Below are 23,987 nucleotides of genomic sequence, written 5' to 3' on the forward strand. Positions count from 1 at the left end.
TTGAGCGGCCGGCGGCGCTTCCGGAATGATCATCGGTATGGGGCAACGAGCCAATTTCGTGGTGGTGGACGATCAGGGATGGCGGCTGCATTACTCGCATTGGGCCGCCAATCAGGTGTGCCAGATCCTGATCGCCGGTCCGGCGGCGGCGACCCGGTTCATCGAGGCGCAGCGACCGTGTCCCGACCGGGAGAACGACTGGCTGGACGATGTGTGGGCCGAGGGCGGCGCCGTGGTGGACCACACCGTGCGCCGGCTCGTCTTCTACGGCGACGACCTGATGTTGGACATCGCGCCCAAACGGATGTTCCTGCGGTTGCTGGAGCTGACCTGGCCGGGGTGGGAGATCCGCTGGGCCTATGACGGGATCGGTGATCTGGCCGCCGCGGTAGGGGTGGACCGGTCGGTGGTCCGCCAGGCCAACGAGGACGAGCGGCGCATGCCGCAGGAGCTGGAGACCGGGCCGGATTGGGACACTCATCTGCTCACCGTCCGGGACGCCGACGGCGAGCTGACCGTCTACCCGCTGATGGGCGATTGCCATACCGGCTGGCAGGGGCCGGCCCTGCTGGAGCGGCTGCCCGAGCAGGGGCTGCGCACGCTGGAGCTGACCGAACCCCCGCAGAGCGGTCTGCACGTCGACGTCCGGGAGCGCACGGTCGAGGCCTGGCTGGGCTACACCAGCACGGGTCTGGTCCCCGAGCTGCCCGGGCTGTGGCCCGGCTGGCGGGTGCGGTTCTGCGAAGACCGGTTCGAGGAGCAGGAGGCGCGCTGCGGCGGCGCGGTGACGTTCCCCGCCCTCGACCTGAGAGGGGCGCTGAAGGAAGTGGTGGAGTCGGTGAGCCGAAGGCTCGGCCACGATCCGGTGCCCGACATGCTGGATCTCGTGCGCCGGCACGCCGCCGGTCAGGACATGGAGCTGAACCCTCTGTTCACCGCCCATCGGCAGGTCGATCCGACTCCCCAGGAGTGGGCCGAGGTGCTGCGGTCCGCCGCCGAGCTGGCCGAACGCCTGTGAGGCGCCGATCGGGTCACGGGCGTTCGGCCGGCCCTGCTTTTCATCGCATCGAGCGGCCTGTGATTTTTTCGGAGTGATCGCCGGCATGGGGCAGCGGGCCAATTTCGTGCTGGTGGACGAGGAGGGGTGGCGGCTGCACTATTCGCATTGGGCCGCCAATCGGGTGAGCCGGATCCTGATCGCCGGTCCGGCGGCGGCGACCCGGTTCATCGAGGCGCAGCACGTGTGCCCCGATCGGGAGCACGACTGGCTGGACGATGTGTGGGCCGAGGGCGGCGCCGTGGTGGACCACACCGCGCGCCAGCTCCTCTTCTACGGCGACGACCTGGCGCTGGACATCGCGCCCAAGCGGGCCTTGTTGCGGTTGCTGGAGCTGACCTGGCCGGGATGGGAGATCCGCTGGGCCTATGACGGGATCGGTGATCTGGCCGCCGCGGTGGGGGTGGACCGGTCGGTGGTCCGCCAGGTCGATGACGAAGAGCAGATCATGCCGGATGAGCTGTTCGATCCGGAGGAGGGCTGTCATCTGCTCACCGTTCGGGACGCCGATGGTGAGCTGACCGTCTATCCGCTGATGGGCGATTGCCATACCGGCTGGCAGGGGCCGGCTCTGCTGGAGCGGCTGCCCGGGCCGGGGCTGCACGGCCTGGAGCTGCCCGTGCCGCCGGAGAGCGGTCTGCACGTCGACGTCCGGGAGCGCACGGTCGAGGCCTGGTTGACCGGCACCAGCACGGGTCTGGTCCCCGCGCTGCCTGACCTGTGGCCCGGGTGGCGGGTGCGGTTCTGCGGGGACCGGTATGAGGAGCAGGAGGCGCGCTGCGGGGGCGCGGTGACGTTCCCTCCGCTGGATTTGAAGGGCGCCCTGGAGGAGCTGGTGGAGTCGGTGGGCCGGAGCCTCGGCGAGGACCCGGTGCCCCGCATGATGAAGCTCGTGCAGAGGATCGGCGACCCGAGCGCGAGGCTGCACCCTCTGTTCACCGCCCACCGTCAGATCGATCCGACTCCCCGGGAGTGGGCCGAGGTGCGGCGGCTCGCCGCCGAGCTGGCCGAACGTCTGTGAGGCGCCGCCGGAGGCGTCGGCGACCCGCCGGGCCGCGGGGCGTCGGTCGTCGCCTCCGCGGCGCATCGCGAGGATCTGCGGGGGCGCCGGCCTGGTCGGCGGTGTGGAAGGGCGATGCGCCGGCGCCGGGGAGAGGGGGCGGCGGCGTCAGGAGCCGGAGACCGCCGGCCGGCACGCGGGGCACAGGCCCCAGAAGATGACCTCCGCCTCGTCGACCTGGTAGCCCGCGTCGTCGGCGGGGTCCAGGCAGGGGGCGTCGCCCACGACGCAGTCGACGTCGGTGACCGTGCCGCAGGCGCGGCAGACCAGATGGTGATGGTTGTCGCCGATGCGGCCCTCGTAGCGGGCGGGGCTGCCGGCGGGTTCGATCCGGCGGATGAGACCCGCCTCGGTGAGCGCGTTGAGGGCCTCGTACACGGCCTGGGTCGAGACGGTCCCCACCCGTTCCCGGACCCGGTCGGCCACGGCGTCGGCGGCCAGATGGTCGCCGTCGCGCACGGCCTCCAGGATCGCGACACGCGCCGCCGTGACGCGCAGGCCGACGCTTCGCAGCGCATCGGCCGGTGCGGGCGGCTCGTGAGGGTGCCGGGGGGTGGTCACGGGGGACACTCCATGCTCCTAAACCTGACTAGATCAAGTTATTGATGACATCATGGTATCTTTCGGGCTTTACGGCGGTTGCCGGGGGTTATGTGATCGTCCACACGGGGACAGGCTCGGCGGGCCGCGGTGACGGTCCCCACCGCCGGTCGATCTCGTCCTCGATGCGGTGACGGGGCGGCCGGACCCGCGCCCGGAGGACGCGCGACTGCATCGTACCGGCCGACCCCGTTCGCCCACTCGAACGGTCCGGCGACGCCTGCGGACGGGGCGAGGACACGGTGGGGCGGGGCGGCCGTCCCGCCTCCCGGACGTCAGAACCGGGCGTCGGCGCCGTCGCAGTGCTCGGCGACCCAGCGCAGCCACCGGACCATGTGCCGGTAGGTCTTCGCCTCCTTCTCGCGCTCCTCGGGCTCGACGAGGCTCAGATAGAGCTCGCCGTGCTCCTCCGGCCACTCGGCGAGGGCGATGCAGTACTCGGGAGTGAGACGGCCGTTCCGTCCGTAGACGTCGCACCACAGGTCGCCTGGCGGCTCCGCGCCCGCGGCCTCCGACGTGAGGACGATCCGATGGCCGACCTCGCCGCGCCACCGGCAGTCGGTGCCGAGGGGGCCGTAGACCGCGCCTTCGCCGAGGCGGGTGTTCACCCATGGACACCCGCCCGCCTGTTGAGCGGCCCGGCAGTCGACGCCCCCCTCGGGGGCGCGCACGGCGGTGCCGCCCGCCTCGCAGGGATGGCGGTGAGGGATGTTGTCCAGCCCCATGGCCCGCCTTTCCCGGTCGAGCGGTGAAAAGACGGCAGGGTCGACGGCGAGCGGACGGAATGCGCGCTCAGGAGGCGTGTCCGGCCTTGGGCGACGATGTCCCGGCTCCGTTTCGAGGCCGTTCGTTCGCGCGGTTTTCAGGGTGCATCAGAACGCGAGCGGAAGTGAATTCATTCATCGCTCCGCCCTTCGAGACGCACCCGAAAGACCGCTCCCTGTCCCGCGGACGGCGGCCGTGGGACAGGGAGCGCCCCTCGTCCCGGGAGGGGAGACGGCACGGCCGGACGATGTTCGCCCGGTGGGCGGGCTTCGGCCACGGGACGGCACCGGTCCGGCGCACCCCCGCCGCCCCGCCGGCGAGTGGATGCGACCCGGAGGACACAAAGGCGGCACCTCGGCGTTCACCCGGCGAACCAGGCCCCCCGGCCGCGCATCCAAACTGCCGACCAGGCGAAACGGACCGGCGGCGCGGGGAGGCGGAACGATGGGGAGCCGGCTGCGCACCGTGAAGGCGGGGGCCGCGCTCGCGGCGATGACGCTGACGGCCGGATGCGGGCCGCTGTCCCACGCCCTCGACGAGGGCACCGGCGGCGGCCGCCGGGACGCCCGGCCGGTGACCGTCGCGTTCGGCGGGGACGTGCACTTCGAAGGGCAGATCCGCAGCCGGCTGGAGGCGAACCCCGACACGGTGCTGGAGGCGATCGCCCCGCATCTGGGCGACGCCGACCTGAGCGTGGTCAATCTGGAGACCGCCGTCACCACCGGCGGCACCCCCGCCCCCAAGCAGTTCGTGTTCCGCGCCCCGCCGACCGCCTTCCGGGCGCTGCGGGCCGCCGGGGTGGACGTGGCGAGCATGGCCAACAACCACGGCATGGACTACGGCGAGTCCGGGCTGCGCGACTCGCTGGCCGCGGCCAGGCAGGCGAACTTCCCCGTCGTGGGGATCGGCGGCGACGCCGCGGAGGCGTACCGGCCCTACAGCACGACCGTCAAAGGCACCAAGATCGCGATCATCGGGGCGACGCAGGTGCTCGACGACCATCTGATCCAGGCGTGGACCGCCACCGACGCCAAGCCGGGCCTGGCCTCCGCCAAGGACGCGCCTCGCCTGGTCCAGGAGGTCCGAAGCGCCCGCCGGGACCACGACGTGGTGATCGTGTACGTGCACTGGGGGCGCGAGCTGGAGCAGTGCGCCACCGACGCGCAACGGCGGCTCGCCGACCGGCTCGTGGCCGCCGGGGCCGACGCGGTGGTCGGCGGGCACGCCCACGTGCTGCAGGCCGGCGGCTACCGCAAGGACGCCTACGTCCACTACGGGCTCGGCAACTTCGTCTTCTACAACTCCGGGCCGACCACCGGGCAGACCGGCGTGCTCACCCTGACGTTCACCCCCGAGACGGACCGGCGGCGGCCCAGGGACTCCGCGGTCACCGACGCCGTGTGGACCCCCGCGGTGATCGAGGGGGGCGTGCCGCGTCCGCTCACCGGGGCCGAGGCCGAGCAGGCCCGCAGGCGCTGGGAGGGGTTGCGTTCCTGCGCCGACGTCACCGCCCGGCCCGCGTAATCGCACAGCGGCTGTGGAGCGTCCTGAACTGTGGCTAAGCTTGGGCGACTTTCGTCTGCGGAGGTGAAGACCAGGTGCGACGGGTGAGCGCCGCGACGGCGGCCCTGGTGGGGCTTGCGCTGGCGGCCACGGCGTGCGGTGGCGGCGGTTCGCAGGCCCAGGGGGACACCCGGCCGCAGGTCTCCCCCTCGGCCGGCACGACCGGCCCGCAGACCCCGGCCGAGCCCGCCAAGCAGCCGATCACGCTGGCGTTCGCCGGCGATGTGCACTTCGAGGGGCACCTCCGGGCGCGGCTGAACAACCCGCGGACCGCCCTCGGCCCGATCGCGAGCACCCTCCGCAGGGCCGACTTCACGATGGTCAACCTGGAGACCGCCATCACCACCGGCGGCACCCCCGCCCCGGCCAAGCAGTTCGTCTTCCGCGCCCCGCCCTCGGCGATCACCGCGCTGAAGGCCGCCGGGGTGGACGCGGCCTCGCTGGCCAACAACCACGGCATGGACTACATGGAGTCCGGGCTGCGCGACTCCCTGCGGGCCATCCGACAGTCCCGTTTCCCCGTCCTGGGCGTCGGCAGGAACGCCGAGGAGGCCTACAAGCCGTACCGGACCACCGTCAAGGGCAACAAGCTCGCCGTGGTCGCCGCCACCCAGGTGCTCGACGACCATCTGATCCAGGCGTGGACCGCCACCGACACCAAGGGCGGCCTGGCCTCCGCCAAGGTGGTCGACCGGATGGTCCAGGCCGTCGAGGAGGCCCGCAAGGGCTCCGACATCGTGGTGGTCTTCCTGCACTGGGGGGCCGAGCTCCAGCCGTGCCCGCTGCCGCGGCAGCAGGAGCTGGCCGACCGGCTCATCGAGGCCGGGGCGGACATCCTCGTCGGCGGCCACGCCCACATCCCGCTCGGCGGCGGCTTCCGCAAGGGCGCCTACGTCCACTACGGCCTGGGGAACTTCGTCTTCTACTCGGCCCGGGGGCAGACCGCCAACACCGGGGTCCTGGAGCTGACCGTCGACGACGGCAAGGTCACCAAGGCGGTGTGGAGGCCGGCCCGCATCGTCGGGGGCCTGCCGCGGCTGCTCACCGGTCAGGAGGCCCGGGCCGAGCTCCAGCGCTGGAACGGCCTGCGCCGCTGCACCGGCCTGACGGCCAGGCCGTGACCGGACCGGTCATCGGACCGGCTCCGGCGTCCCCGCCGGTGAGGTGAGGCGTCGCCCGCCGGGCGGGACCCGCAGACGCCTCGGAGAGCCTGGAGCGGACACCCGGCCGGGGAGCGCCGCAGACCGGGGTGACCGTACGGCGGCAGAAGACGGCCGCCGGATCCACATCGGACGGGATCCGGCGGCCGCCTTCTTCATCGCCCTTCATCGCCCTTCATCGTCTTGCTTCGCCCCCGAGGCGACCTCGGGGGCGTGGCCCGTGTCCCGGCGGGCCGACCGGGGTCACGGGGTCCGGCCGATCTCCTCGGCGACCGCGGTCCGCACCGTCGCCGACTGGTAGAGCACCGTGCCCTCCTTCCACGCGTTGGACGGCGGCATCGTGGGCTCGCCCGTGGGAACGGCGCTGGGCAGGTCCGTCTCGTCCGAAGGACGGTCGGGCGGAAGGGTGGGGGCGGGAGTGCGCGGGTCGGCGCTGGGCAGGTCCGTGGGCTCGCCCGAGGGGGAGAGCGGGGTGGCGCCGCCCGTGGGCCGGAAGGAGGCGTCGTGGTCCACGACCTGGCGCTCGCCCAGCAGCCGGTAGGTGCTCGCGTCGAAGATCAGCTCGTGGCGGACGCCCTGCCAGGTCTGGCCGACCGCGATGCCCTTCCGCCCGCCGAAGTCCAGCGCCCGGTCGGTGACGGTGACGCCGGGGATCCGCGCCGCCGCCTTGAACATCGCCGACAGCGCCGCGGGCGGCACGTACGCCTCCCGGAGGGTGTCGCCGACCGTGATGAACGCCTGCACGTCGGGCGGGTTGCCGCCCCGGCTGTTGCGGTAGAGCCAGGCGTGCATCCGCTCCGGGTCGGTGGGCAGGTCGGTCCTGACGACCGGGTGGTGGTAGTCGCAGCGGGCCGGCGGGCGCGCGGCGGACGACTCCTCGCGGGACAGCTCCCTGTTGGTGCACAGCCAGGCGCGGCCCCACTTCCCGCCCTCGCCCATGTCGGACAGCAGCAGGCCGGGACCCCTGCGGTCGGCGGGCAGCCACACCTTGCGCCGGCTGACGGAGGCCGGATGGTCCGCGGCGGCGGCATGGACCTCACGGGACTCGACGTACAGGAACTGACCCGGCCGGGGGGCGGGATCGGGATTGGCCTCGGCGGCGTCCGCGGCGCGGTGGAAGACCTCGGCCGCCTCGGCGCCGGCGGCCGGCGGCCTGTTGCCGACGCTCGTGGCGGGGGCGATGACCAGGGCGGCGGCGATCCCGCCGGCGAGCACCGCGGTGAAGGCGCCGATGGGCAGCAGCCGGCGGCGCCTCATCGGGGCGTGGGCGGTCATCTCCCGCATCAGGTGGGCCCGGCGCGCCGCGTGCCGGCCGGCGGGCATGTCCCGGGGCTCGGGTGGCAGGTTCATGCGGTCTCCTCAGGCAGAAGGCTGACGGTTGCTCCCTTGGTGTGTCCGCTGCGCCGCAGGCGTTCCCGGGCGCGGGCCAACCGGGAACGGACGGTGCCGACCGGTACGCCCAGCGCCTCGGCGGCCTCGGCGTAGCCCAGGCCCTCCCAGACGCACAGCACCAGCACCTCCTGGTCCCGGCGCGGCAGCGACCTGATCGACTCCAGGACCTCCCGCATCCGGCGCTCGGCGTCCACGCGCGCGGCGGCGTCCTCGGTCTCGTCCGGCGTCGCCGGAAGCGGCAGCCGCGCCAGCGCGTCCCGGTGCCGGCGCAGGCTCCGCCGGTGGTTGCGCAGCACGTTGGTGGCGACCCCGTACAGCCAGGGCAGCAGCGAGTCGCCGTTCATGCGGACCTGGTCGCGACGCCGCCAGGTCTCCAGGAAGACCACCGAGGTCAGGTCCTCGGCGACCGACCAGTCCGCCGTTCGCCGGAAGCAGTAGTTGTAGACGGCGCGGGCATGTCGGTCGAAGAGCTCGCCGAAGGCATGCTCGTCACCGCCCATCGCGCGGCTCCACAGAGCCGCATCCGTGGGTTGGGGAGGGTTCATGCCCCTTTCGTGTCCGCTCCGGTCGGGCGGTTCCAGGGCCGTTCAGCGGAGTTCGATCGACTCCAGGGCGCGGCGCGCCGGCGCGTCGACGTCGGCGGGGTCTTTGGCTTCGAGCTTGATGTGGACGATGACGTTGGCGCGGCGTGCCCAGATCTCGCGGAGCCGGGGCACGTGGCCGTCGTCGTTCCGGCGGAACGCCTCATCGCCCAGGCCGGTGACGGTTTCGGTCGACTGGTCGCGGAGGACGCTCATCCGCCGCTCGGCCGCCTCGGTGGCGCCGACACCGCCGTTCCTGAAATATCTGCGGATTTCGATCTCCAGTCCGATCGAGAAGGCGGTCTGGTGCCACCGGCAGGTGAGCTCCTCATAGCCGAGCGACGTGTGATCCGCCCTGTCGGGCGGCCGGGCGTCGGGCACCATCCGCCGGACGGCGGCGGGGTCGACGACGGCGCAGGGGTCGGGGAGGGAGGCGGCCTCGTGGCGGGTGGGCCACCAGGGCTCCTTGCGGGGGTCCTCCAGGCCCAGCAGCGCCAGGACGAACAGGACGACGAGCGCGGGGTACCACAGCCGCGGCTGCGCCCTTCGTTTGCACTCCGGGGCCCGGGGGGCCGTCGTCAGCAGCGTGTCGAACGCGTCGTCGAACGCGGGTCCGCGGGCGGCCAGGCCCGTGCGGGGAGCGGCCAGCGCGACGTTGGCGCCCATGTGGGGCACCGCGATGATCCGGTGGCCGAACGGCGACCGCACGACCTCCAGCCGCTTGACCTGCTTCCAGTCCAGGCGCTTGACGGCGAGCGCCGAGCGGTTGTACAGCCCGTTCGGTCCGGCCTCGGTGCGGCCGTAGAGCAACAGCAGGATCAGCCGCACGTGGTAGCAGACCCCGGCGAGCCCGATCCCGAACACCGTCGCCGCGCCGTATCCCTCGATCACCCCGTAGAACGTGACGAGCACCAACGCCGTCGAGACGGCGAGCATGGGGAACGCCCACGCCAGCGGCCGGCGGGAGGGGCGGCCTGCGTACCACCTGCTCTCCGGCCGCTGCTCGGAGAGCCCGGCCCGCCTCCGCATCTCGGCGACCAGTGCGTCGGTGCCGCCCGGCGGGACGGGGAGCTCCCGCAGCACCAGCGACGAGCCGTCGCGGAGGTCGACCACCACGGTGCCCTCGGTGCCGGCGGCGGCCTGCACGCCGATGACGTTCGGCCAGGGGATGGACTTCTCACCGGTGAGGCCCCTGATGCGGATCCCGCCCTCGTCGATGACCACTCGGTAGCGCAGGGTGTGCACGAGGGCCAGCGCCGTCACCGCCAGCGGCGGCAGCGAGTACACCAGCAGAGGGGGCATGATGCTCGCCCACCATGCGTTCAGCGCGGTCAGCCCGGCGACCGTCACGGCGGCGAGCGCGATCGCCCCCGGCGCGGCCCTGCGCACCGGCGGCGGCGTTTCCTGGGAGTTCGTGACCGACATCGGCGCTTCCCGCTCTTTTTCGACCGGAGGTCGATTCTCCGGGCACCGGAAAACTCCACGCTCAGCGTCCACGGTCAGTCACGACGGGCCGCCGCCCGACCTCCGGTGGAGTGAACGCAATTCGCCCAAAGCTACCGCGATGCTCCTTCCCCGCTCAATGCCTGAAGAAGGGCGGGGAGTTCGGCCAGAGAGGTGATGCGGTGCACGCCGTCGGGGAGCGGGACGGCCGAACCGGAACGGTCGAGCCAGACGCCGTGCAGGCCGGCGTCGCGGGCGCCCAGCGCGTCCACGTCGAGTTTGTCGCCGACATAGACGACCTGCTCAGGGCTCAGGCCCAGGATGTCGCAGGCGGCCAGGAACGCCGAGGGGTGGGGTTTGGCACGGCCGATCTCGTCGGTGCACAGCAGGACCTCGAAACGGTCCCGCAGCCCCAGCGAGGCCAGCCGCCGTTCCTGATGGGCGGTGCTGGAATTGGACAGGATCGCATGCCGATGGGGCAGCGCGTCCAACGCCGGCACCACGTCCGGGAAAGCGGTGCACGTCTCCTCGAAGAACGCCAGGTAGCGGGCGAACCAGGCGTCCGCCTCGGCGTCGCTCAGCGGAGCCCCCGTCATCGCCCGCGCCCGTTCCCTGCGCTGCTCCTGGAAGGTCAGCTCACCGGCCAGGAAACGCGCGAACTCCCGATCGGTGACGCTCCGCCACCGGGCGAACGCCTCCTCGTCGCAGGGCAGTCCCTCCGCCGCCAGATGCCGCATGATCCCGGCCCGATCGGAACTGGAGTAGTCGAGGATCGTGTCGTCGAAATCCCACAGCACCGCCTTCACCATGCCTTGACCTTAAAACGCGGCGACGGCGCCGTCCGGGCCGGAATCGAGGCGGGGCGCCCCTGGTGCGGCGCGGTTCGGCCCGGTCGGCTCGGCCGCCTCGCACGGCCGGGCAGGACGGCCGTGCGAGGCGGTCTCATGCGACGGCTGCGCGCCGGCGCCCTCATCGGTGTTCCGCCCGCCTCGGCCCGGGGCGCCCGATCGCGGCGTCCCGGCGTGGGCGGCGGCCGGGACGCGCTGCTTCATGTCCCGGTCAACGGAGCGTTTAGGCCGGTCAGAGAGGGTAAGGGCAGCCGGTCGACGGCGTCCGGGAGAGGGATGAGGAAGGAACGGGCCGCGGGGCGCGGGGTCTTCCCCGGGGACGGGGAGATGGCCCGGCGGATGCGGGAGCACGACTGGGACGGGCACGCGCTGGGGGATCCGGCGACGTGGCTGGCCGGGCTGCGGGAGGTGAGCCGGGCCTGTCTGACGGCCCGGCATCCGATGGCCGTCTTCTGGGGGCCGCGGCTGCACTGCCTCTACAACGACGCCGCCCTGCCGCTGCTGGGGGCCGGGCATCCGGCGGCGCTGGGCGCCGCGGGCGAGCGGGTGTGGCCGGCGGAGGTCTGGGACCGGGTCGGGCCGCTGCTGCGGAGGGTGCTGGAGACCGGCGAGACGGTCTGGGAGCGGAACCTGCTGCTGCCGCTGCGCCGCGACGGCCTTCGGGACGGCCTTCGGGAGGAGACGTACTGGACGCTCTCCTGCAGCCCGCTGCACGGCGAGGACTCACCGGTCGGCGGGGTGCTCGTCGTGGCCACCGAGACCACCCGGCAGGTGGTGCAGGAGCGCAGGCTGGTCGCGCTGCACGCGCTGAGCGTGCCGGGCGGGGTGATCGGGGACGTCACGGCGGCCTGCGACTGGGTCGTCGAGGTGCTGGGGCGCGACCCTCGGGACGTGCCGTTCGCGGCGATCTACCTGGGCCGGGATCCGGAGCCGGTCCGCACCTCGCCGCCCGGCGCCGCCTCCGGCGCGTCCTGGCCGGTGGCCGAGGTGATGCGCACCGGCCGTCCCCGCGTGGTGGAGCGGGTGACCGAGCGGCTGCCCGCCGGGGACTGGGACGCCCCGCCGCGCGAGGCGATGGTGCTGCCGCTGCACGGGGAGCGGCGCACCGAGACGATCGGCGCCCTCGTGCTGGCGGCCGGCGCGGGACGCCCGATGGACCGCCGGTACCGCGCGTTCTTCGTGTGGGTGGCCCAGCAGGCGGCGGCGCTGCTGAACGGGGCGGTCGCCTACCAGGCGCAGTCGCGGCGGGTGGCGGAGCTGGCGGAGCTGGATCGCGCCAAGACCGTGTTCTTCTCCGACGTCAGCCACGAGTTCCGCACCCCGCTCACATTGATCTCCGGTTCGCTGGAGGAGCTGCGCAGCGACCTGCCGTACGACGCCGACCCGGCGGTGCGCGAGGAGGTGGAGACCATCGGCCGCAGCATGCTGCGGATGGAGAAGCTGGTGGGCTCGCTGCTGGACTTCTCCAGCATCGAGGCGGGCCGGATGCAGGCGCACTATGAGGCGGTCGACCTGGCCGTGTTCACCGCCGACCTGACCGGGGTGTTCCGCGCCGCCGTGGAGAGGGCGGGGGTGCGGCTCGTGGTGGACTGCCCGCCGCTGCCCGAGCCGGTGCACGTGGATCGCGACATGTGGGAGAAGATCGTCCTCAACCTGCTCAGCAACGCCCTGAAGTTCACCTTCGAAGGCGCGATCGAGGTGCGGCTGCGGGCCGAGGACGGGCACGCGGTGCTGCGGGTGTCCGACACCGGGGTGGGCGTCGCGCCGGAGGACATCCCCCGCATGTTCGAACGGTTCCAGCGCCTGCGGCCCGTTCGCGCCCGCTCGCACGAGGGCAGCGGGATCGGGCTCGCGCTGGTCAGGGAGCTGGTGCGGCTGCACGGCGGGACGATCGACGCCCACGGCGCCGAGGGCGAGGGCACCACGTTCACCGTGCGGATCCCGTTCGGTCCCCGCCGCCCGCCGGACGGCGGCCCGGCCTCCCCGACGCGGCCTGCGGCCGGGGTCTCGGCCGACGTGGATCCGTTCGTGGCGGAGGCGCTGCGCTGGCTGCCGGAGGACCCCGGACGGGAGTGGGAGGAGGCGCCCGACCCGGTCCCCGCGGCCGCGCCCCGGGTCGGCGGCCCGGCCCGGGTGCTGGTCGCCGACGACAACCGGGACATGCGCGCCTATCTGCGGCGGCTGCTGCGCCCCGGATACCGGGTCGACACGGTGGGCGACGGGCTGGCGGCGCTGCGGGCCGCCCGGGCCGACCCGCCCGACCTGGTGATCGCCGATGTGATGATGCCGGTGATGGACGGTCTGGAGCTGGTCGCCGAGCTGCGGGTCGATCCGCGCACCGCCCGGGTGCCGGTGCTGCTGCTGTCGGCGCTGGCCGCCCCCGCCTCCTCGGTGCAGGGGCTGGCGGCCGGGGCCGACGACTACCTGGTCAAGCCGTTCTCGGCGGCGGAGCTGCTGGCCAGGGTGCGGGCGAACGTGGAGATGGCGCGGCTGCGCAACCGCAGCGCCGAATGGCGGGACGCACTGTTCGAATCGCTGCAGGAGGCCGTCATGGTGCTGGACGACGACGGCACCGTGGTGGAGGCCAACACCGCCTGCCGGACGCTGCTCGGGTACGGCCCCGAGGGGCTGCCGTACCGGACGCCGCATCCGTGGTGGCCCGGGGAGGACGACGACCCGGCGGCGCATCGCCAGGCCACCGAGGCGTTCGCGGAGATGATGCGGGGGACGAGCGGGAACCTGCTCGTCCCGGTCACGCACCGGGACGGCCACCGGCTGTGGGCGGTGCTGGTGCACACCGAGATCTACACCCCCGACACCGGGGAGCGCCGGGTGCTGGCGACCTTCCGCGACGTCACCGCCGAACGGACCGCGATCCAGCACGACATGGCGCTGGCCAACATGAGCCTGCGGCTGTCGGACACCGACACCCTGTCGGGCAGCGTGCGGGCGGCGCTGGAGGAGCTGGCGGAGCTGTGGGAGAGCCCGCAGGTGCTCGCCGTCACCTGGGACGAACCGGGCCGGCCGCACCCGCTCGCGGCGGACGCCGACCCGGTGTGGGAGGAGCTGCCCGGCGGGATCCGCTCCGCCGTCGAGGAGGTCCGCGCCCTGCCGCCGCTGCGTCCGGTGACGTTCACCGACCCGATGGGGATCGGGGTGCGGCTGGAGCATCACGGCGGGCCGATGGTGCTGTGGATCGAACCGAACCCGCACCGGCCGTTCGGTTCGGAGGACCACGCCCTGCTCGTGGCGCTGTGCGGATACCTGGGGCAGGCGGTGCAGCGGATCGGCCTGGCCGAGCAGCAGCGCGAGGTCGTCATCGAGGTGCAGCGCACCATCTTGGACCCGGCCGACCTGCCGGCCGGGTTCGCCGTCCGGTACGAGCCGGCGGCCCGGCCGTTGCAGGTCGGCGGGGACTGGTACGACGTGTTCGACCTCTCCGACGGGCTGGTCGGGATCGTGGTCGGGGACTGCGTGGGCCGCGGGGTGCCGGCCACCACCGTGATGGGGCAGCTCCGCAGCGCCTGCCGGGCCCTGCTGCCGCAGCTCCGCGACCCGGCGCGGACGCTGGCCGCGCTGGACGACTTCACCGCCATGACGCGCGGGGCGCTGGGCGCGACGGCGCTGTGCTGCGTGCTCGACGAGCGGACGGGGGAGATGACCTACAGCAGCGCCGGTCATCTGCCCGCCTTCCAGGTGCACGCCGACCGGCGGGTGGAGCCGCTGGAGGAGGGGCGCGGCCTGCCCCTGGCGGTGCTGCCCGGCCGGGACCGGCCGGGCGGGCGCTGCCTGCTCACGCCCGAGACCGTGCTGGTGCTGTACACCGACGGGCTGGTGGAACGCCGCGACCAGGTGCTGGACGCGGGGATCGACCGGGCCGTGGCGGTGACCCGCGAGGACCGCGACCTGCCGGTGGAGGAGCTGGCGGACCGGCTCATGACGCGGCTGAGCCCGCCCGGCGGCTACGACGACGACGTGGCGCTGCTGCTGTTCCGCCGGCCGGTGGGGGTGGACGTGCCGTTCCGGGCCGAGGCGGTGGAGCTGGCGCGGGTCCGGGCCGCCCTGCGCGCCTGGATGGGGGAGATGGAGCTGCACCCGCTGATGGTGCACAACGTGCTCACCGCCGCCGGGGAGGCGTGCGCCAACGTCGCCCAGCACGCCGAGGGCGGCCGGGCCAGGCTGACCGCCTCCCTCACCGGCGACGAGCTGGAGGTCGCCGTCAGCGACACCGGCTGCTGGCAGCGGAGCCGCCCGGCCGACGACGGCCTGCACGGCCGGGGGCTCTACCTGATCCGCGCGCTGATGCAGGACGTCGCCATCGAGCACGACACGTCGGGGACGACCGTGCGCATGCGCACCCGGGTCACCCGGTGACCGCGCCGCGGGAGCGGGCGATGTGGTCGCGGTACCAGGCGTAGGAGTCCTTGGGGGTCCGCCGCTGGGTGGCGTAGTCGACGTGGACCAGGCCGAACCGGGCGTGGTAACCCTCGACCCACTCGAAGTTGTCCAGCAGGGACCACACGAAGTAGCCGCGGACGTCGACCCCCTCTGCCACGGCCGCGCGGACGGCGTCGATGTGGCGGGCCAGGAAGTCGATCCGTTCCTCGTCGTGGACGGAGTCGTCGAACGCGCAGCCGTTCTCGGTGATGTAGAGCGGGACGCCCGGGCAGGTCCGGTGCAGGGTCCGCAGCAGGTCCAGGAGGGCGTCCGGGACGATCGGCCAGCCCATGCCGGTGACCGGGTGCTCCTCGACGGGGACGAGCTCGAACGGCAGGGGGTCGCCGGGGGCGGGGGCCTTCACCCTGGTCGGGTTGTAGTAGTTGACGCCCAGGAAGTCCACCGGGGCCCCGATCGCCGCCAGGTCCCCGTCGCGGACGTAGGAGGCCGGGTCCGGCCCGCCCAGCACGGACAGGTCCGGGTAGCGGCCGCGGACCACCGGCTCGGTGTAGCAGCGGTTCATGAAGACGTCGAAGGCCTCGGCCGCGCGCCGGTCGGCCTCATCGTCCTCCGCGGCGGCCCAGACGGGCGAGTAGTGGTTGGCCAGCCCCACCCGCCGCGCCCCCTCGGCGCGCAGGGCCGTCACCGCCAGCCCGTGCCCGAGGAGCTGGTGGTGCCCGGCGGGCAGGGCGTCCAGCAGGAGGGCGCGGCCGGGCGCGTAGACGCCCAGGGCGTACCCGTAGGCGGTGACCACGACGGGCTCGTTCAGCGTGATCCAGTGCTCGACGCGGTCGGCCAGCCGCCGGGCCACCAGGGCGGCGTACTCGGCGAGGCGGTGGGCGGTGTCGCGGTTCAGCCAGCCGCCCTCCTCCTCCAGGGCCTGCGGCAGGTCCCAGTGGAACAGCGTGGGGAACGGGGTGATCCCGCGGTCCAGCAGCGCGTCCACCAGGCGGTCGTAGAAGTCCAGCCCGCGCGGGTTGGCCGGGCCCGTTCCGTCCGGCTGGATCCGAGGCCAGGCGATGGAGAACCGGTAGGCGTCGACGCCCAGGTCCGCCATCAGCGCGAGGTCCTCGGGCCAGCGGTGGTAGTGGTCGCAGGCCACCTCGCCGGTGTGGCCGTCGCGGACCCGGCCGGGGGTGCGGCAGAACACGTCCCACACCGACTCGCCGCGCCCGTCCTCGGTGGTCGCGCCTTCGATCTGGTAGGCGGCGGTGGCGACGCCCCAGCGGAAATGGGCGGGGAACGGCATGACACCCTCCGAATATGAAGATCGTTCACATTCTATGTCCGTCATGGCAGCGGGCCGGGCAGGGAAGAATGGGACCGTGACGACGACCCGGCCCACTCCGCTCCGCCGCCGTCCCGCCCAGCGCCGCAGCGCCGAGCGCGTGCAGCGGATGCTCGACGCCTGCGCCGAGATCCTGGACGAGGACGGCTATGACGGGCTGTCCACCACGCGCCTCGCCCAGCGCGCCGACGTGGCGATCGGGTCGGTCTACCAGTTCTTCCCCGACAAGCGCGCGGTCGCCCAGGCGCTGGCGCTGCGCAATCTGGAGATGTTCGGGGAGCGGGTGACGCGGCTGCTGGAGGAGCAGGAGTTCGCGCACTGGTCGGACACGGTCGGCGCGATCATCGACATCTTCGTCGAGATGAACCGCACCGTCCCCGGCTTCCGCGTGCTGCGCTTCGGGGACGTCGCCGACGTCAACCTGCTGGACTCCGCCGCCGACAACAACACCGTCGTCGCCGCCCGGTTGCGCCGGCTGGTCGTCGACGCCTTCGGCGTCGCCGACACCCCGCAGATGGCCCGTGCCGTGGCCATCGCCGTGGAGGCCGCCGACGCCGTGCTCAAGATGGCCTTCCGCGCCGATCCCGACGGCGATCCGCAGATCATCGCCGAGGCCAAGCGCATGATCCACGGATATCTGGCGGACGTGTTCGCGGAGTGACGTCGCAGAGCGGCGTCGCCCTTGCCCGGTCGATGAGGGTCCATCGGCGTGCACCCGCTATGACCGGGTGGTCACAGTATGAGTTCACCGGCCCTGAAGTATGGCCTGCGCCACACTTTACATGCTAGGAAGAGGTGTAAAGCGGTGAGTGTGCCGTCGCCCCCGCCCAAGAGCCGAGGAGGCCTTTCCTGTGAGCTCGTTCGAGTATTACGTCCGTGACGTCCCCAAAGAGACCTGGGACGTTCCGATGGCCGGCGCCACCCGTTTCACCTGGGAGTACGACGACGGCAGGGACCGGCTGCTGGCGTTGTACCAAAAGGGCAAGGACAAGCAGTGGGACGCCCAGCTGCGGATCGACTGGGACCAGGAGGTCGATCCGACCAATGTGGCCGGGCTCCCGGAGAACTTCAACCCCCTGTTCGGTTCGGACATCTGGGAGAAGATGTCCGAGGCCGAGCGCGAGGAGTTCGGCCGGCACCAGGGCTCCTGGTTGTTCAGCCAGTTCCTGCACGGCGAGCAGGGCGCGCTCAACGTCTCGGCGCGGATCGTGCAGTCGGTGCCCGACCTGGACTCCAAGTTCTACGCCGCCACTCAGGCGATGGACGAGGCGCGGCATGTGGAGCTGTACTCCAGGTTCGTGCGGGAGAAGATCGGGATGTACTACCCGATCAACCAGGACCTGGCGAAGCTGCTCGCCGAATCCCTCGACGACAGTCGCTGGGACCTGCCCTACCTGGGCATGCAGGTGCTCATCGAGGGGCTGGCGCTGGCGGCGTTCGGGCTGTACCGGGACATGGCGACGACCCCGCTGGTCAAGCAGATCCTCGCCTACGTCATGCAGGACGAGGCGCGGCACGTGGCCTTCGGCCGGCTGGCGCTCAAGGACTACTACAAGGAGCTCACCAGCAAGGAGCGGGCCGAGCGCGAGGAATTCGTGGTCGAGGGCTGCTACCTGATGCGGGACCGGTTCACCGGCCGGGAGGTCTTCGAGAATCTCGGGCTCCCGGTGGACCGGTGCATGGAGTACGTCGAGAAGTCCCAGATGTTCACGCTGTACCAGTCGCTGCTGTTCAGCCGGATCGTGCCGATCGTCAAGGACATCGGGCTGTGGGGCGAGAAGGTGCAGGCCGCCTACGCCGACATGGGCGTGCTGGACAACGCCAAGGCCGACCTGGAGGCCCTGATGCGGCAGGACGAGGAGATCGCCGAGCGGTACGACGCCGAGCGGCACGAGCGTGAGCTGGCCGAACGCCGCAAGGAGGTCGAAGAGGCCATCGCGCTCGGCTCCGAGTAGTCCAGGCCTTCCCCGGGGCGTTCCGGCATCGTCGGAACGCCCCTTTTCTTATGCCGCTCCGGATATTTCGCGGCGGTCTCCGGAGAAACCCGGCGGCTGATCGATTTGCATTGATCTCCGTTGCCCGTCAAATTGCAGCAGAATTCGTTGTGCCGGGTCGGCGGATGTACTAGCGTGCCCGCTCGATGGTGCCGCCATGGCCGCGGCACGAACATGCCTTTTCCTCGGGGGGAACGATGAATCGAACCGTCAGCCTTCTGTGCAAGGCGTCCATGCTGGCTCCGATGGCCGCGGCCATCGTCGTGTCGGCGGCGGCGCTCGCCCCGGCCCGGGCCGCCGAGCCCACCGGGCCGCTCATCGACACCGTGATGGACACCGTGCCCGCGGTGAACGGCCTCGTCGACAGCGCCACCGGCGCGGTCCGGCCGCACGCCAAGGTGGTCGGCCAGCTCGCCCGGACCAAGCCCAAGCCCGCGTCGCAGCCCCATACCCTGGAGGTGCTGCCGCTGACCAGCCTGGACGGCAGCGCGCTGACCACCGCCGCCCAGCAGCTCGGGCTGGACGCGTCGGTGCCCAGGTGCTCGCTCCTGGCCGAACGCGACCTGCTCTCCGACCTCACGGCGCACCGGGCCACGACCGGGAAGGCCGCTCCCGCCCCGCAGTGCGGCACGGTGCGGACGGGGGACCGGCGGCACGCCGCCGACTCGGCCACCGACCCGGCCGGCGATCTCCTCGGCAGCCTTCTCCAGGGCTCGCTGAGCAACTCGCAGGTCGGCCCGGTCGGATCGCCGCCCAAGCCCGGCGTCTACACCTCGACGCCGGCGCTCCTGGGCGGCCTGCCGGTGGGCCTGTCGGGCGCGCCCCGGCCGGACTCCCCGGGCTCCCCGGGCCTCACCATCCCCTACGTCTCCCTCGGCCAGTCCGCTCTGGGAAGCTGAGCACGGCGGGTCGAGCACATCGGCCGAGCGCATCGGCGAGCACAGCAGAACGCCAGGTCACAGGGCGTGCGCCCGGGTCCGTTCCCGGGTGCACGCCTTTTGTCTTTCCTTATGGGCATTGTTGTGTTACCTGATCGAGATGGGCGTCGATGTGCGCGTCGTGATCAGATCTTGATCTGCTCACCGTGCGCACAAGTGCGATATCGATCGAGTAACAAACCGCGTGATAAATGCCACAAAAGATGCCCATAAGGTGTCCTGCACGGCATGCAGGTCCTACGGTTCAGGACTTGTGCGCGGCCCCGCGAGGAATGCCCGGTGCCGCGTTCACCGGACGCCTTGTGCGATGCGCCGCGATGACGCGGGACGCACGATGAGCACGCACCAAGCGTGCCGACACCTCGGCGGCGCCCGAGCGGATCGACCGCTCGCCGGCGCCCGGCCGCAGGCGTCCGCCGTCCTGTCCCCGATCAAAGGATCCGTTCGTGCGCGCCCGTCTCCGCACCCTGTTGCTCGTCTCCTCCGTGGCCGCCCCGGTCGCCGCCACCGGGGCCTGGGCCGCGGCCGGCGCCCTGGAATCCTCCCCGTCGCGCTCTCCTCGTCCCCCCGAGACCGATCCGGCGGCCCCCACGGCGAACCCGCGGTCGGGACCCGCATCCGCCCGGGCGCTCCGCAGGGGCAAGGGACCGAGCAAGCCGAAGCATCGCGTCATCGGCACCGGGACCTGCCGGGCCTCCTACTACTGGACGCCGCAGTCCACCGCCAGCGGCGAGCGCTTCGACCCCGACGGGTTCACCGCCGCCCACCGGACCCTCCCCATGCACTCGCGGGTCCGGGTCACCAACCGGGACAACGGCGAGTCCGTGATCGTCCGCATCAACGACCGCGGCCCCTATGTCGCCGGGCGCTGCCTGGACCTCTCCCGCGCCGCCATGCGCGCCGTGGGAGGCATCGGCGCCGGGGTGATCCCGGTCCGCTACCAGGTCCTCGCCGGGAGCTGATCCTCCCCGCCGGGGGCCGGTCCCGGCCGGTCCCGTCCGCCCGAGGCGGCCGGAGGCCGCCGACTCGGGCGGTGCGCGGCCTCCCGCTCCCCGCCCGGCGCCGCGCCGTGGCCGCCCCCGCCGGCGGGCTCAGTCCTGCTGCGGCCCGGCGCTGATCGGGACGCCGTCCGGGTAGGTCTGCAGCAGCGAGGGGGCCGCGCCCTCGGCCGGAGCGGTGACGGTGGCCAGATGCCGGCGGAACCACTCGGTGAGGACGGTGTCCACGCTCACCGCCTCCTGGATCGGCGGGACCGGGTCCACCCCCGGCTCGGCGGTCAGGGCGTGGGCCATCTGCACCGTCGTGGTCTCCACCACGGCCCCCTGCTCGGTCAGGCGCTCGCCCAGCCGGGTGACCTCGGACGCCGGCACGAGCGGATCGCCGGAGCCGGCGACCAGCAGGATCGGCGCGCCGGGCCGGGCCAGCTCGGCGGCCCGGGCCGGCAGGTTGAGCCGGTCGGCCGCCTCCCGGGAGGGGCCGGTCCACGCATAGGGGCGGCCGGTCTCCTTGATGACCTGCGCCATGGTGCGGGCGGGCGCCGCGATCGGGGCGACGAACGCGGCGGCGCTCACCGGCACCGCGGCGGACGCCAGCACCAGCATCGCCACCGCGGCGCCCGCCGAGAACCCGGCCAGCGCCACCGGCCCCTCGGCGAGCTCCAGATCGCGGCGGAGCTCCTCCAGTACGTCCGAGAACCGCTCGGCGGCGCGCTCCACCGTCTCGGCGAAGTCCACCACCGCCGTCTCGCCGCCCAGACCCGCCGGCGGCAGCGCACCGGTGGGGGCCGGCAGATGCAGGTAGACCCGCCAGACGGGAACGCCGGTCATCGGCACGGCCGCCGCCATGGCCGCCGGGGTGCGCGGCGGGCCGAAGCCGTGCCACACGACGGCCAGCCGGGTCGCCCCGGAGGGACGGGCGTCGACGGCGGTGGGCGGCAGCGCGAGATAGTGCACATCGGCCGCCGTACCGGCACGGGACAGAGTCATCCGGTCGGCACTCATCAATCCTCGTCTGCTCCTGGGGGTCGTCCGGCGGCGCCGTGCCGAGGCTCCATTAAACCGGGCGGACGGGCCGCCGGGGCGGCCGGGTGGAAGAAACGAGCCCAGCTGAAGAGGTCTTTTCCGGTGAAGCGGACAGAACTCATCCACGGCTCCGCCGAGCCCGCCCGTCCGGACTTCGGAGGATCCCCCCTTTCCCGCCCAGCACGGACGACGGAACCGTGTCCTGCATTCGAGCGCCCGGAAGGGAACAAACCGGGCCGCTGGAACGTCGTATGGAAGCGTGGACGCGTCGGGGGCGCGTCCACGTTCCGCACGAGGGGAGGGGACCGTGCGCCGGAAACGACGGATGGCGGTGGCGGCGGGCCAGGCCTGGCGCATCTACCGCGAGACCCACCGGCCCGGCGCACCCGGGCTGAGGGAACGGATCGAGGCCGTGCCGGGCCTGCTGCGCGACACCGTGCGCGGGGACTACCCGGGACTGGGACACCGCAGGCTCGCCCTGCTGCTGCTCGCCCTGGTGTACGTGATCTCGCCGGTGGACGTGCTGCCGGAGGTCCTCCCGCTGATCGGGGTCGCCGACGACCTGGGCGTGGCCATGTGGGCGGCGACCACCCTGATCGCGGCGGCCGGCGAGTATCTGCACTGGCGGCGCGGCCGGCCGGCCGTGGGCGAGCCCGTCGCCGCGACCGTCACGGGGTCCGTCGGCTAGTCGGCCGGGGACAGGTCGCGGGCGAACTGCTCGGCGGTCTGCCGCATCAGCGGGACCGCCTCCTCCACCAGAGGAGAGGTCAGCCTGCCCGACGGCCCCGACACCGAGATCGCGGCGGGTGCGGGGGAACCCGGCACCGGCACCGCCACGCAGCGCACGCCGACCTCCTGCTCCTCGTCGTCGATCGCGTACCCCTGGGCGCGGATCCGCTTCAGCTCGGCCAGCAGCCGGTCCGGATCGGTGATGGTGTGCGGAGTGTGCGCGTCCAGCCCGGTGCGCCCGATGATCTCCCGCACCGTCTCGTCGGGAAGCTGCGCCAGCAGCGCCTTGCCCACCCCCGTGCAGTGCGGCTGCACCCGTCGGCCGACCTCGGTGAACATCCGCATCGAGTGCCGTGAGGGCACCTGCGCCACATAGACGGCGGCGTCCCCTTCCAGCACCGCCATGTTGGCGGTCTCCCCGATCTCGTCCACCAGCCGGGCCAGCGCGGGCCGCGCCCAGTGGCCCAGCAGCCGGGTCGCGCTCTCGCCCAGCCGGATCAGCCGGGGGCCCAGCGCGTAGCGCTTGGACGGCGCCTGCCGCACATAGCCGTGATTGACCATGGTGCGCATCAGCCGGTAGATCGTCGGCATCGGCAGCCCGGACCGTTCGGTCAGCTCCGACAACGTCATCTCGCCCCCCGCGTCGGCGAGATGCTCCAGCAGCTCGAAGGCGCGTTCCAGGGACCGTACGGCCTCCGCCACCCGACGACTCCTCTCCCCGGCCGTTCTGCTGCCAGAACGGAGCCTCCCCATATTACGGAGATTCATTTTCGCTGTGCGAAACGAATACGGAGAGTTACCCCCGGTGATCGTCGGGCAATACTGACGGAGCCCGGCGCAAGACGCGCCGACCCCTCGGCTACCGGTCGACGGTGGAAGGACGACGATCGTGACACCGGGGCACCCGGCCCGCTTCGCACTCGGACGCACTCTGGCCTGCGCGGGGGCGGTCGCCTCCCTGCTGGGCGGCCTGTCGTGCGGCACCGTTCCGGCCTCCGCCGTGCCGCGCGAGGCCACCGCCACCACCGAACGCCTCCCCGCCCCGGCCGCCGGCCTGTCCGCCCATGCGGTCACCGTCCGCCCGCACGGCGCCGGCCCGCGCGACGTCACCCTCCTCATCACCTCCCCCACCCCCGTCGGCTGGCTCGACCCGCCCGCCTTCTGCCGGACCGCCCCCGACGGAACGGGCCTGCGCTGCCAGGTGCGGGACCTGAGCTCCGCCCGCACCCTCGAGATCACCACCCGTCCGGCCGCACCCGCCCTGATCGCCACCGTCGCCCCCGCCCACCGGGCCCCGGCCCCGGCCGGCTCCGCGTCCGCCCGGCCGTCCCGGCCGAGCAGGCCGCCCGCCACCCCGCGCACCCCCGACCGTCCCGCCGCGACCGCCTCAGGGAAGGCGGCCGGCCCGCACGCCTCCTCCCGCCCCTCGACCTCCCGCCCCTCCGCGGGGTCGCCCCGCCCGGGCGCCGCGCAGACCGCCCCCGGCGGCTCGGGCCGCCCCGCGCACCAGGCGCCGTCGCCGAAGCCTCACCGGCCGGAGGGCGCGCCCGGCGCGTTCGGCGGGACGACCGGCCGGCCCGGCAAGCCGTCCTGCCCCCCGGGCGAGGCGTCGACCCGGCGGCCGTGGGCGCCCGGCGACAAGCCGGGGACGACTCCGGGAACGAGACCGGGAACGAGGCCGGGCACGACGCCGGGCACGACGCCGGGGACGATGCCGAAGACGAGGCCGAAGACGAGGCCCGGGGCGACGCCGAGGACGACGCCGAGGCCGCCCCTCGCCCGGCCCTCCGCGCCCGTCGGCCCGTCGGCGCCGGGCGGGCGGCCCACGACGCACCGGCCGCCGAAGGGGGCTGTGGGGCGGCCTCCCGGACGGCCGCGCTGGTCGCCCGGGGCGCCCGGCGCGGTCCGCCCCTCTCCGTACGGGACGCCGACGCGGCCCGTGCCCGCGACGGCGGGACCCGAGGGCGCCGCACCGAAGACCCCGTCCAAGGACGAGCCCACGAGCACGACGAAGAACACGACGAAGAGCACGACCGGGGGCACGACGACGCGGCCCCGGGGGGCGGCCCCCGGCGGGCCGGCGGCGCCGGGCGCCGGACGACCCCGCGGCG

The 23,987-nt window shown here is 73.3% G+C and carries 20 protein-coding genes; 11 read left to right on the forward strand and 9 right to left on the reverse strand.

The window, feature by feature from the left end:
* Positions 1-37 precede the first annotated feature (37 nt).
* Both EIO00_RS17340 and EIO00_RS17345 read left to right on the forward strand, forming a co-directional pair.
* Positions 38-1,018 (forward strand): hypothetical protein, encoded by a 981-nt coding sequence (locus tag EIO00_RS17340; RefSeq protein ID WP_140180246.1) that lies wholly within the window; start codon positions 38-40, stop codon positions 1,016-1,018.
* 73 nt (positions 1,019-1,091) lie between these two features.
* Entirely contained in the window at positions 1,092-2,078 is a 987-nt protein-coding gene (locus tag EIO00_RS17345; protein WP_140180248.1) for a hypothetical protein, read from the forward strand.
* A 147-nt stretch (positions 2,079-2,225) separates the two neighbouring features.
* On the opposite strand, the gene EIO00_RS17350 is transcribed toward EIO00_RS17345, so the two are convergent.
* Entirely contained in the window at positions 2,226-2,687 is a 462-nt protein-coding gene (locus EIO00_RS17350; protein ID WP_422100053.1) for a Fur family transcriptional regulator, read from the reverse strand.
* A 305-nt stretch (positions 2,688-2,992) separates the two neighbouring features.
* Complete coding sequence (locus EIO00_RS17355) at positions 2,993-3,442, reverse strand: hypothetical protein (RefSeq protein WP_140180252.1); 450 nt, start codon at positions 3,440-3,442, stop codon at positions 2,993-2,995.
* 484 nt (positions 3,443-3,926) lie between these two features.
* On the opposite strand from EIO00_RS17355, the gene EIO00_RS17360 reads away from it, so the two are divergent.
* On the forward strand, positions 3,927-5,006 hold the full coding sequence (locus tag EIO00_RS17360; protein ID WP_175596257.1) for a CapA family protein: 1,080 nt from the start codon (positions 3,927-3,929) through the stop codon (positions 5,004-5,006).
* Positions 5,007-5,080: 74 nt separating this feature from the next.
* Complete coding sequence (locus EIO00_RS17365) at positions 5,081-6,166, forward strand: CapA family protein (protein WP_140180254.1); 1,086 nt, start codon at positions 5,081-5,083, stop codon at positions 6,164-6,166.
* A gap of 282 nt (positions 6,167-6,448) precedes the next feature.
* Here the strand turns inward: EIO00_RS17365 and EIO00_RS17370 are convergent, their stop codons facing one another.
* From EIO00_RS17370 to EIO00_RS17385, 4 genes are all read right to left on the reverse strand, one after another.
* Complete coding sequence (locus EIO00_RS17370) at positions 6,449-7,555, reverse strand: CU044_5270 family protein (RefSeq protein ID WP_140180256.1); 1,107 nt, start codon at positions 7,553-7,555, stop codon at positions 6,449-6,451.
* Positions 7,552-8,097, reverse strand: a complete 546-nt coding sequence (locus EIO00_RS17375; RefSeq protein WP_206664165.1) for an RNA polymerase sigma factor — start codon at positions 8,095-8,097, stop codon at positions 7,552-7,554. Before EIO00_RS17375 ends, EIO00_RS17370 begins: the two co-directional genes overlap by 4 nt.
* Positions 8,098-8,184: 87 nt before the next feature.
* Positions 8,185-9,603, reverse strand: a complete 1,419-nt coding sequence (locus EIO00_RS17380) for a PH domain-containing protein (protein WP_140180260.1) — start codon at positions 9,601-9,603, stop codon at positions 8,185-8,187.
* Positions 9,604-9,734: 131 nt separating this feature from the next.
* The gene (locus tag EIO00_RS17385) at positions 9,735-10,430 is read right to left on the reverse strand and encodes an HAD family hydrolase (RefSeq protein WP_140180262.1); all 696 of its coding nucleotides are present in this window, start codon (positions 10,428-10,430) and stop codon (positions 9,735-9,737) included.
* 315 nt (positions 10,431-10,745) lie between these two features.
* Here EIO00_RS17385 and EIO00_RS17390 point away from each other — a divergent pair, with 315 nt between their 5' ends.
* The gene (locus EIO00_RS17390) at positions 10,746-14,843 is read left to right on the forward strand and encodes a SpoIIE family protein phosphatase (protein ID WP_140180264.1); all 4,098 of its coding nucleotides are present in this window, start codon (positions 10,746-10,748) and stop codon (positions 14,841-14,843) included.
* On the opposite strand, the gene EIO00_RS17395 is transcribed toward EIO00_RS17390, so the two are convergent.
* Positions 14,833-16,155: a GH1 family beta-glucosidase gene (locus EIO00_RS17395; RefSeq protein ID WP_140180266.1), complete on the reverse strand. Its 1,323-nt coding sequence runs from the start codon at positions 16,153-16,155 to the stop codon at positions 14,833-14,835. The two genes, EIO00_RS17390 and EIO00_RS17395, sit on opposite strands and share 11 nt — an antisense overlap.
* A gap of 148 nt (positions 16,156-16,303) precedes the next feature.
* On the opposite strand from EIO00_RS17395, the gene EIO00_RS17400 reads away from it, so the two are divergent.
* From EIO00_RS17400 to EIO00_RS17415, 4 genes are all read left to right on the forward strand, one after another.
* The gene (locus tag EIO00_RS17400) at positions 16,304-16,855 is read left to right on the forward strand and encodes a TetR/AcrR family transcriptional regulator (protein WP_140180292.1); all 552 of its coding nucleotides are present in this window, start codon (positions 16,304-16,306) and stop codon (positions 16,853-16,855) included.
* A 190-nt stretch (positions 16,856-17,045) separates the two neighbouring features.
* The gene (locus EIO00_RS17405; protein WP_140180268.1) at positions 17,046-18,149 is read left to right on the forward strand and encodes a ferritin-like domain-containing protein; all 1,104 of its coding nucleotides are present in this window, start codon (positions 17,046-17,048) and stop codon (positions 18,147-18,149) included.
* A gap of 284 nt (positions 18,150-18,433) precedes the next feature.
* Positions 18,434-19,087, forward strand: a complete 654-nt coding sequence (locus EIO00_RS17410) for a hypothetical protein (RefSeq protein WP_140180270.1) — start codon at positions 18,434-18,436, stop codon at positions 19,085-19,087.
* Positions 19,088-19,572: 485 nt separating this feature from the next.
* A complete protein-coding gene (locus EIO00_RS17415) occupies positions 19,573-20,088 on the forward strand; it encodes a septal ring lytic transglycosylase RlpA family protein (protein ID WP_140180272.1) in 516 nt (171 codons plus the stop codon).
* A 129-nt stretch (positions 20,089-20,217) separates the two neighbouring features.
* On the opposite strand, the gene EIO00_RS17420 is transcribed toward EIO00_RS17415, so the two are convergent.
* The gene (locus EIO00_RS17420) at positions 20,218-21,111 is read right to left on the reverse strand and encodes an alpha/beta hydrolase (RefSeq protein WP_140180274.1); all 894 of its coding nucleotides are present in this window, start codon (positions 21,109-21,111) and stop codon (positions 20,218-20,220) included.
* 343 nt (positions 21,112-21,454) lie between these two features.
* Between EIO00_RS17420 and EIO00_RS17425 the strand changes: the two genes are divergently transcribed.
* A complete protein-coding gene (locus EIO00_RS17425) occupies positions 21,455-21,835 on the forward strand; it encodes a YkvA family protein (RefSeq protein WP_241661425.1) in 381 nt (126 codons plus the stop codon).
* Here the strand turns inward: EIO00_RS17425 and EIO00_RS17430 are convergent.
* Entirely contained in the window at positions 21,832-22,578 is a 747-nt protein-coding gene (locus EIO00_RS17430) for an IclR family transcriptional regulator (RefSeq protein WP_277752892.1), read from the reverse strand. The genes EIO00_RS17425 and EIO00_RS17430 overlap by 4 nt on opposite strands.
* Positions 22,579-23,499: 921 nt before the next feature.
* Here EIO00_RS17430 and EIO00_RS24840 point away from each other — a divergent pair.
* Positions 23,500-23,987 (forward strand): hypothetical protein (locus tag EIO00_RS24840; RefSeq protein ID WP_206664166.1); only part of this gene is annotated, 488 nt, incomplete at its 3' end.

Source organism: Thermomonospora catenispora (genome assembly GCF_006363815.1).
Classification (GTDB): domain Bacteria; phylum Actinomycetota; class Actinomycetes; order Streptosporangiales; family Streptosporangiaceae; genus Thermomonospora; species Thermomonospora catenispora.

What these genes read in the sequence shown, in the direction of transcription:
- EIO00_RS17385 (WP_140180262.1), bottom strand. Translation starts at nt 10,430, where the DNA reads ATGGTGAAGGCGGTGCTGTGGGATTTCGACGACACGATCCTCGACTAC.
- EIO00_RS17355 (WP_140180252.1), bottom strand. Translation starts at nt 3,442, where the DNA reads ATGGGGCTGGACAACATCCCTCACCGCCATCCCTGCGAGGCGGGCGGC.
- EIO00_RS17360 (WP_175596257.1), top strand. Translation starts at nt 3,927, where the DNA reads ATGGGGAGCCGGCTGCGCACCGTGAAGGCGGGGGCCGCGCTCGCGGCG.
- EIO00_RS17420 (WP_140180274.1), bottom strand. Translation starts at nt 21,111, where the DNA reads ATGACTCTGTCCCGTGCCGGTACGGCGGCCGATGTGCACTATCTCGCG.
- EIO00_RS17390 (WP_140180264.1), top strand. Translation starts at nt 10,746, where the DNA reads ATGAGGAAGGAACGGGCCGCGGGGCGCGGGGTCTTCCCCGGGGACGGG.
- EIO00_RS17400 (WP_140180292.1), top strand. Translation starts at nt 16,304, where the DNA reads ATGCTCGACGCCTGCGCCGAGATCCTGGACGAGGACGGCTATGACGGG.
- EIO00_RS17340 (WP_140180246.1), top strand. Translation starts at nt 38, where the DNA reads ATGGGGCAACGAGCCAATTTCGTGGTGGTGGACGATCAGGGATGGCGG.
- EIO00_RS17375 (WP_206664165.1), bottom strand. Translation starts at nt 8,097, where the DNA reads ATGGGCGGTGACGAGCATGCCTTCGGCGAGCTCTTCGACCGACATGCC.
- EIO00_RS17410 (WP_140180270.1), top strand. Translation starts at nt 18,434, where the DNA reads ATGGCCGCGGCCATCGTCGTGTCGGCGGCGGCGCTCGCCCCGGCCCGG.
- EIO00_RS17395 (WP_140180266.1), bottom strand. Translation starts at nt 16,155, where the DNA reads ATGCCGTTCCCCGCCCATTTCCGCTGGGGCGTCGCCACCGCCGCCTAC.
- EIO00_RS17370 (WP_140180256.1), bottom strand. Translation starts at nt 7,555, where the DNA reads ATGAACCTGCCACCCGAGCCCCGGGACATGCCCGCCGGCCGGCACGCG.
- EIO00_RS17380 (WP_140180260.1), bottom strand. Translation starts at nt 9,603, where the DNA reads ATGTCGGTCACGAACTCCCAGGAAACGCCGCCGCCGGTGCGCAGGGCC.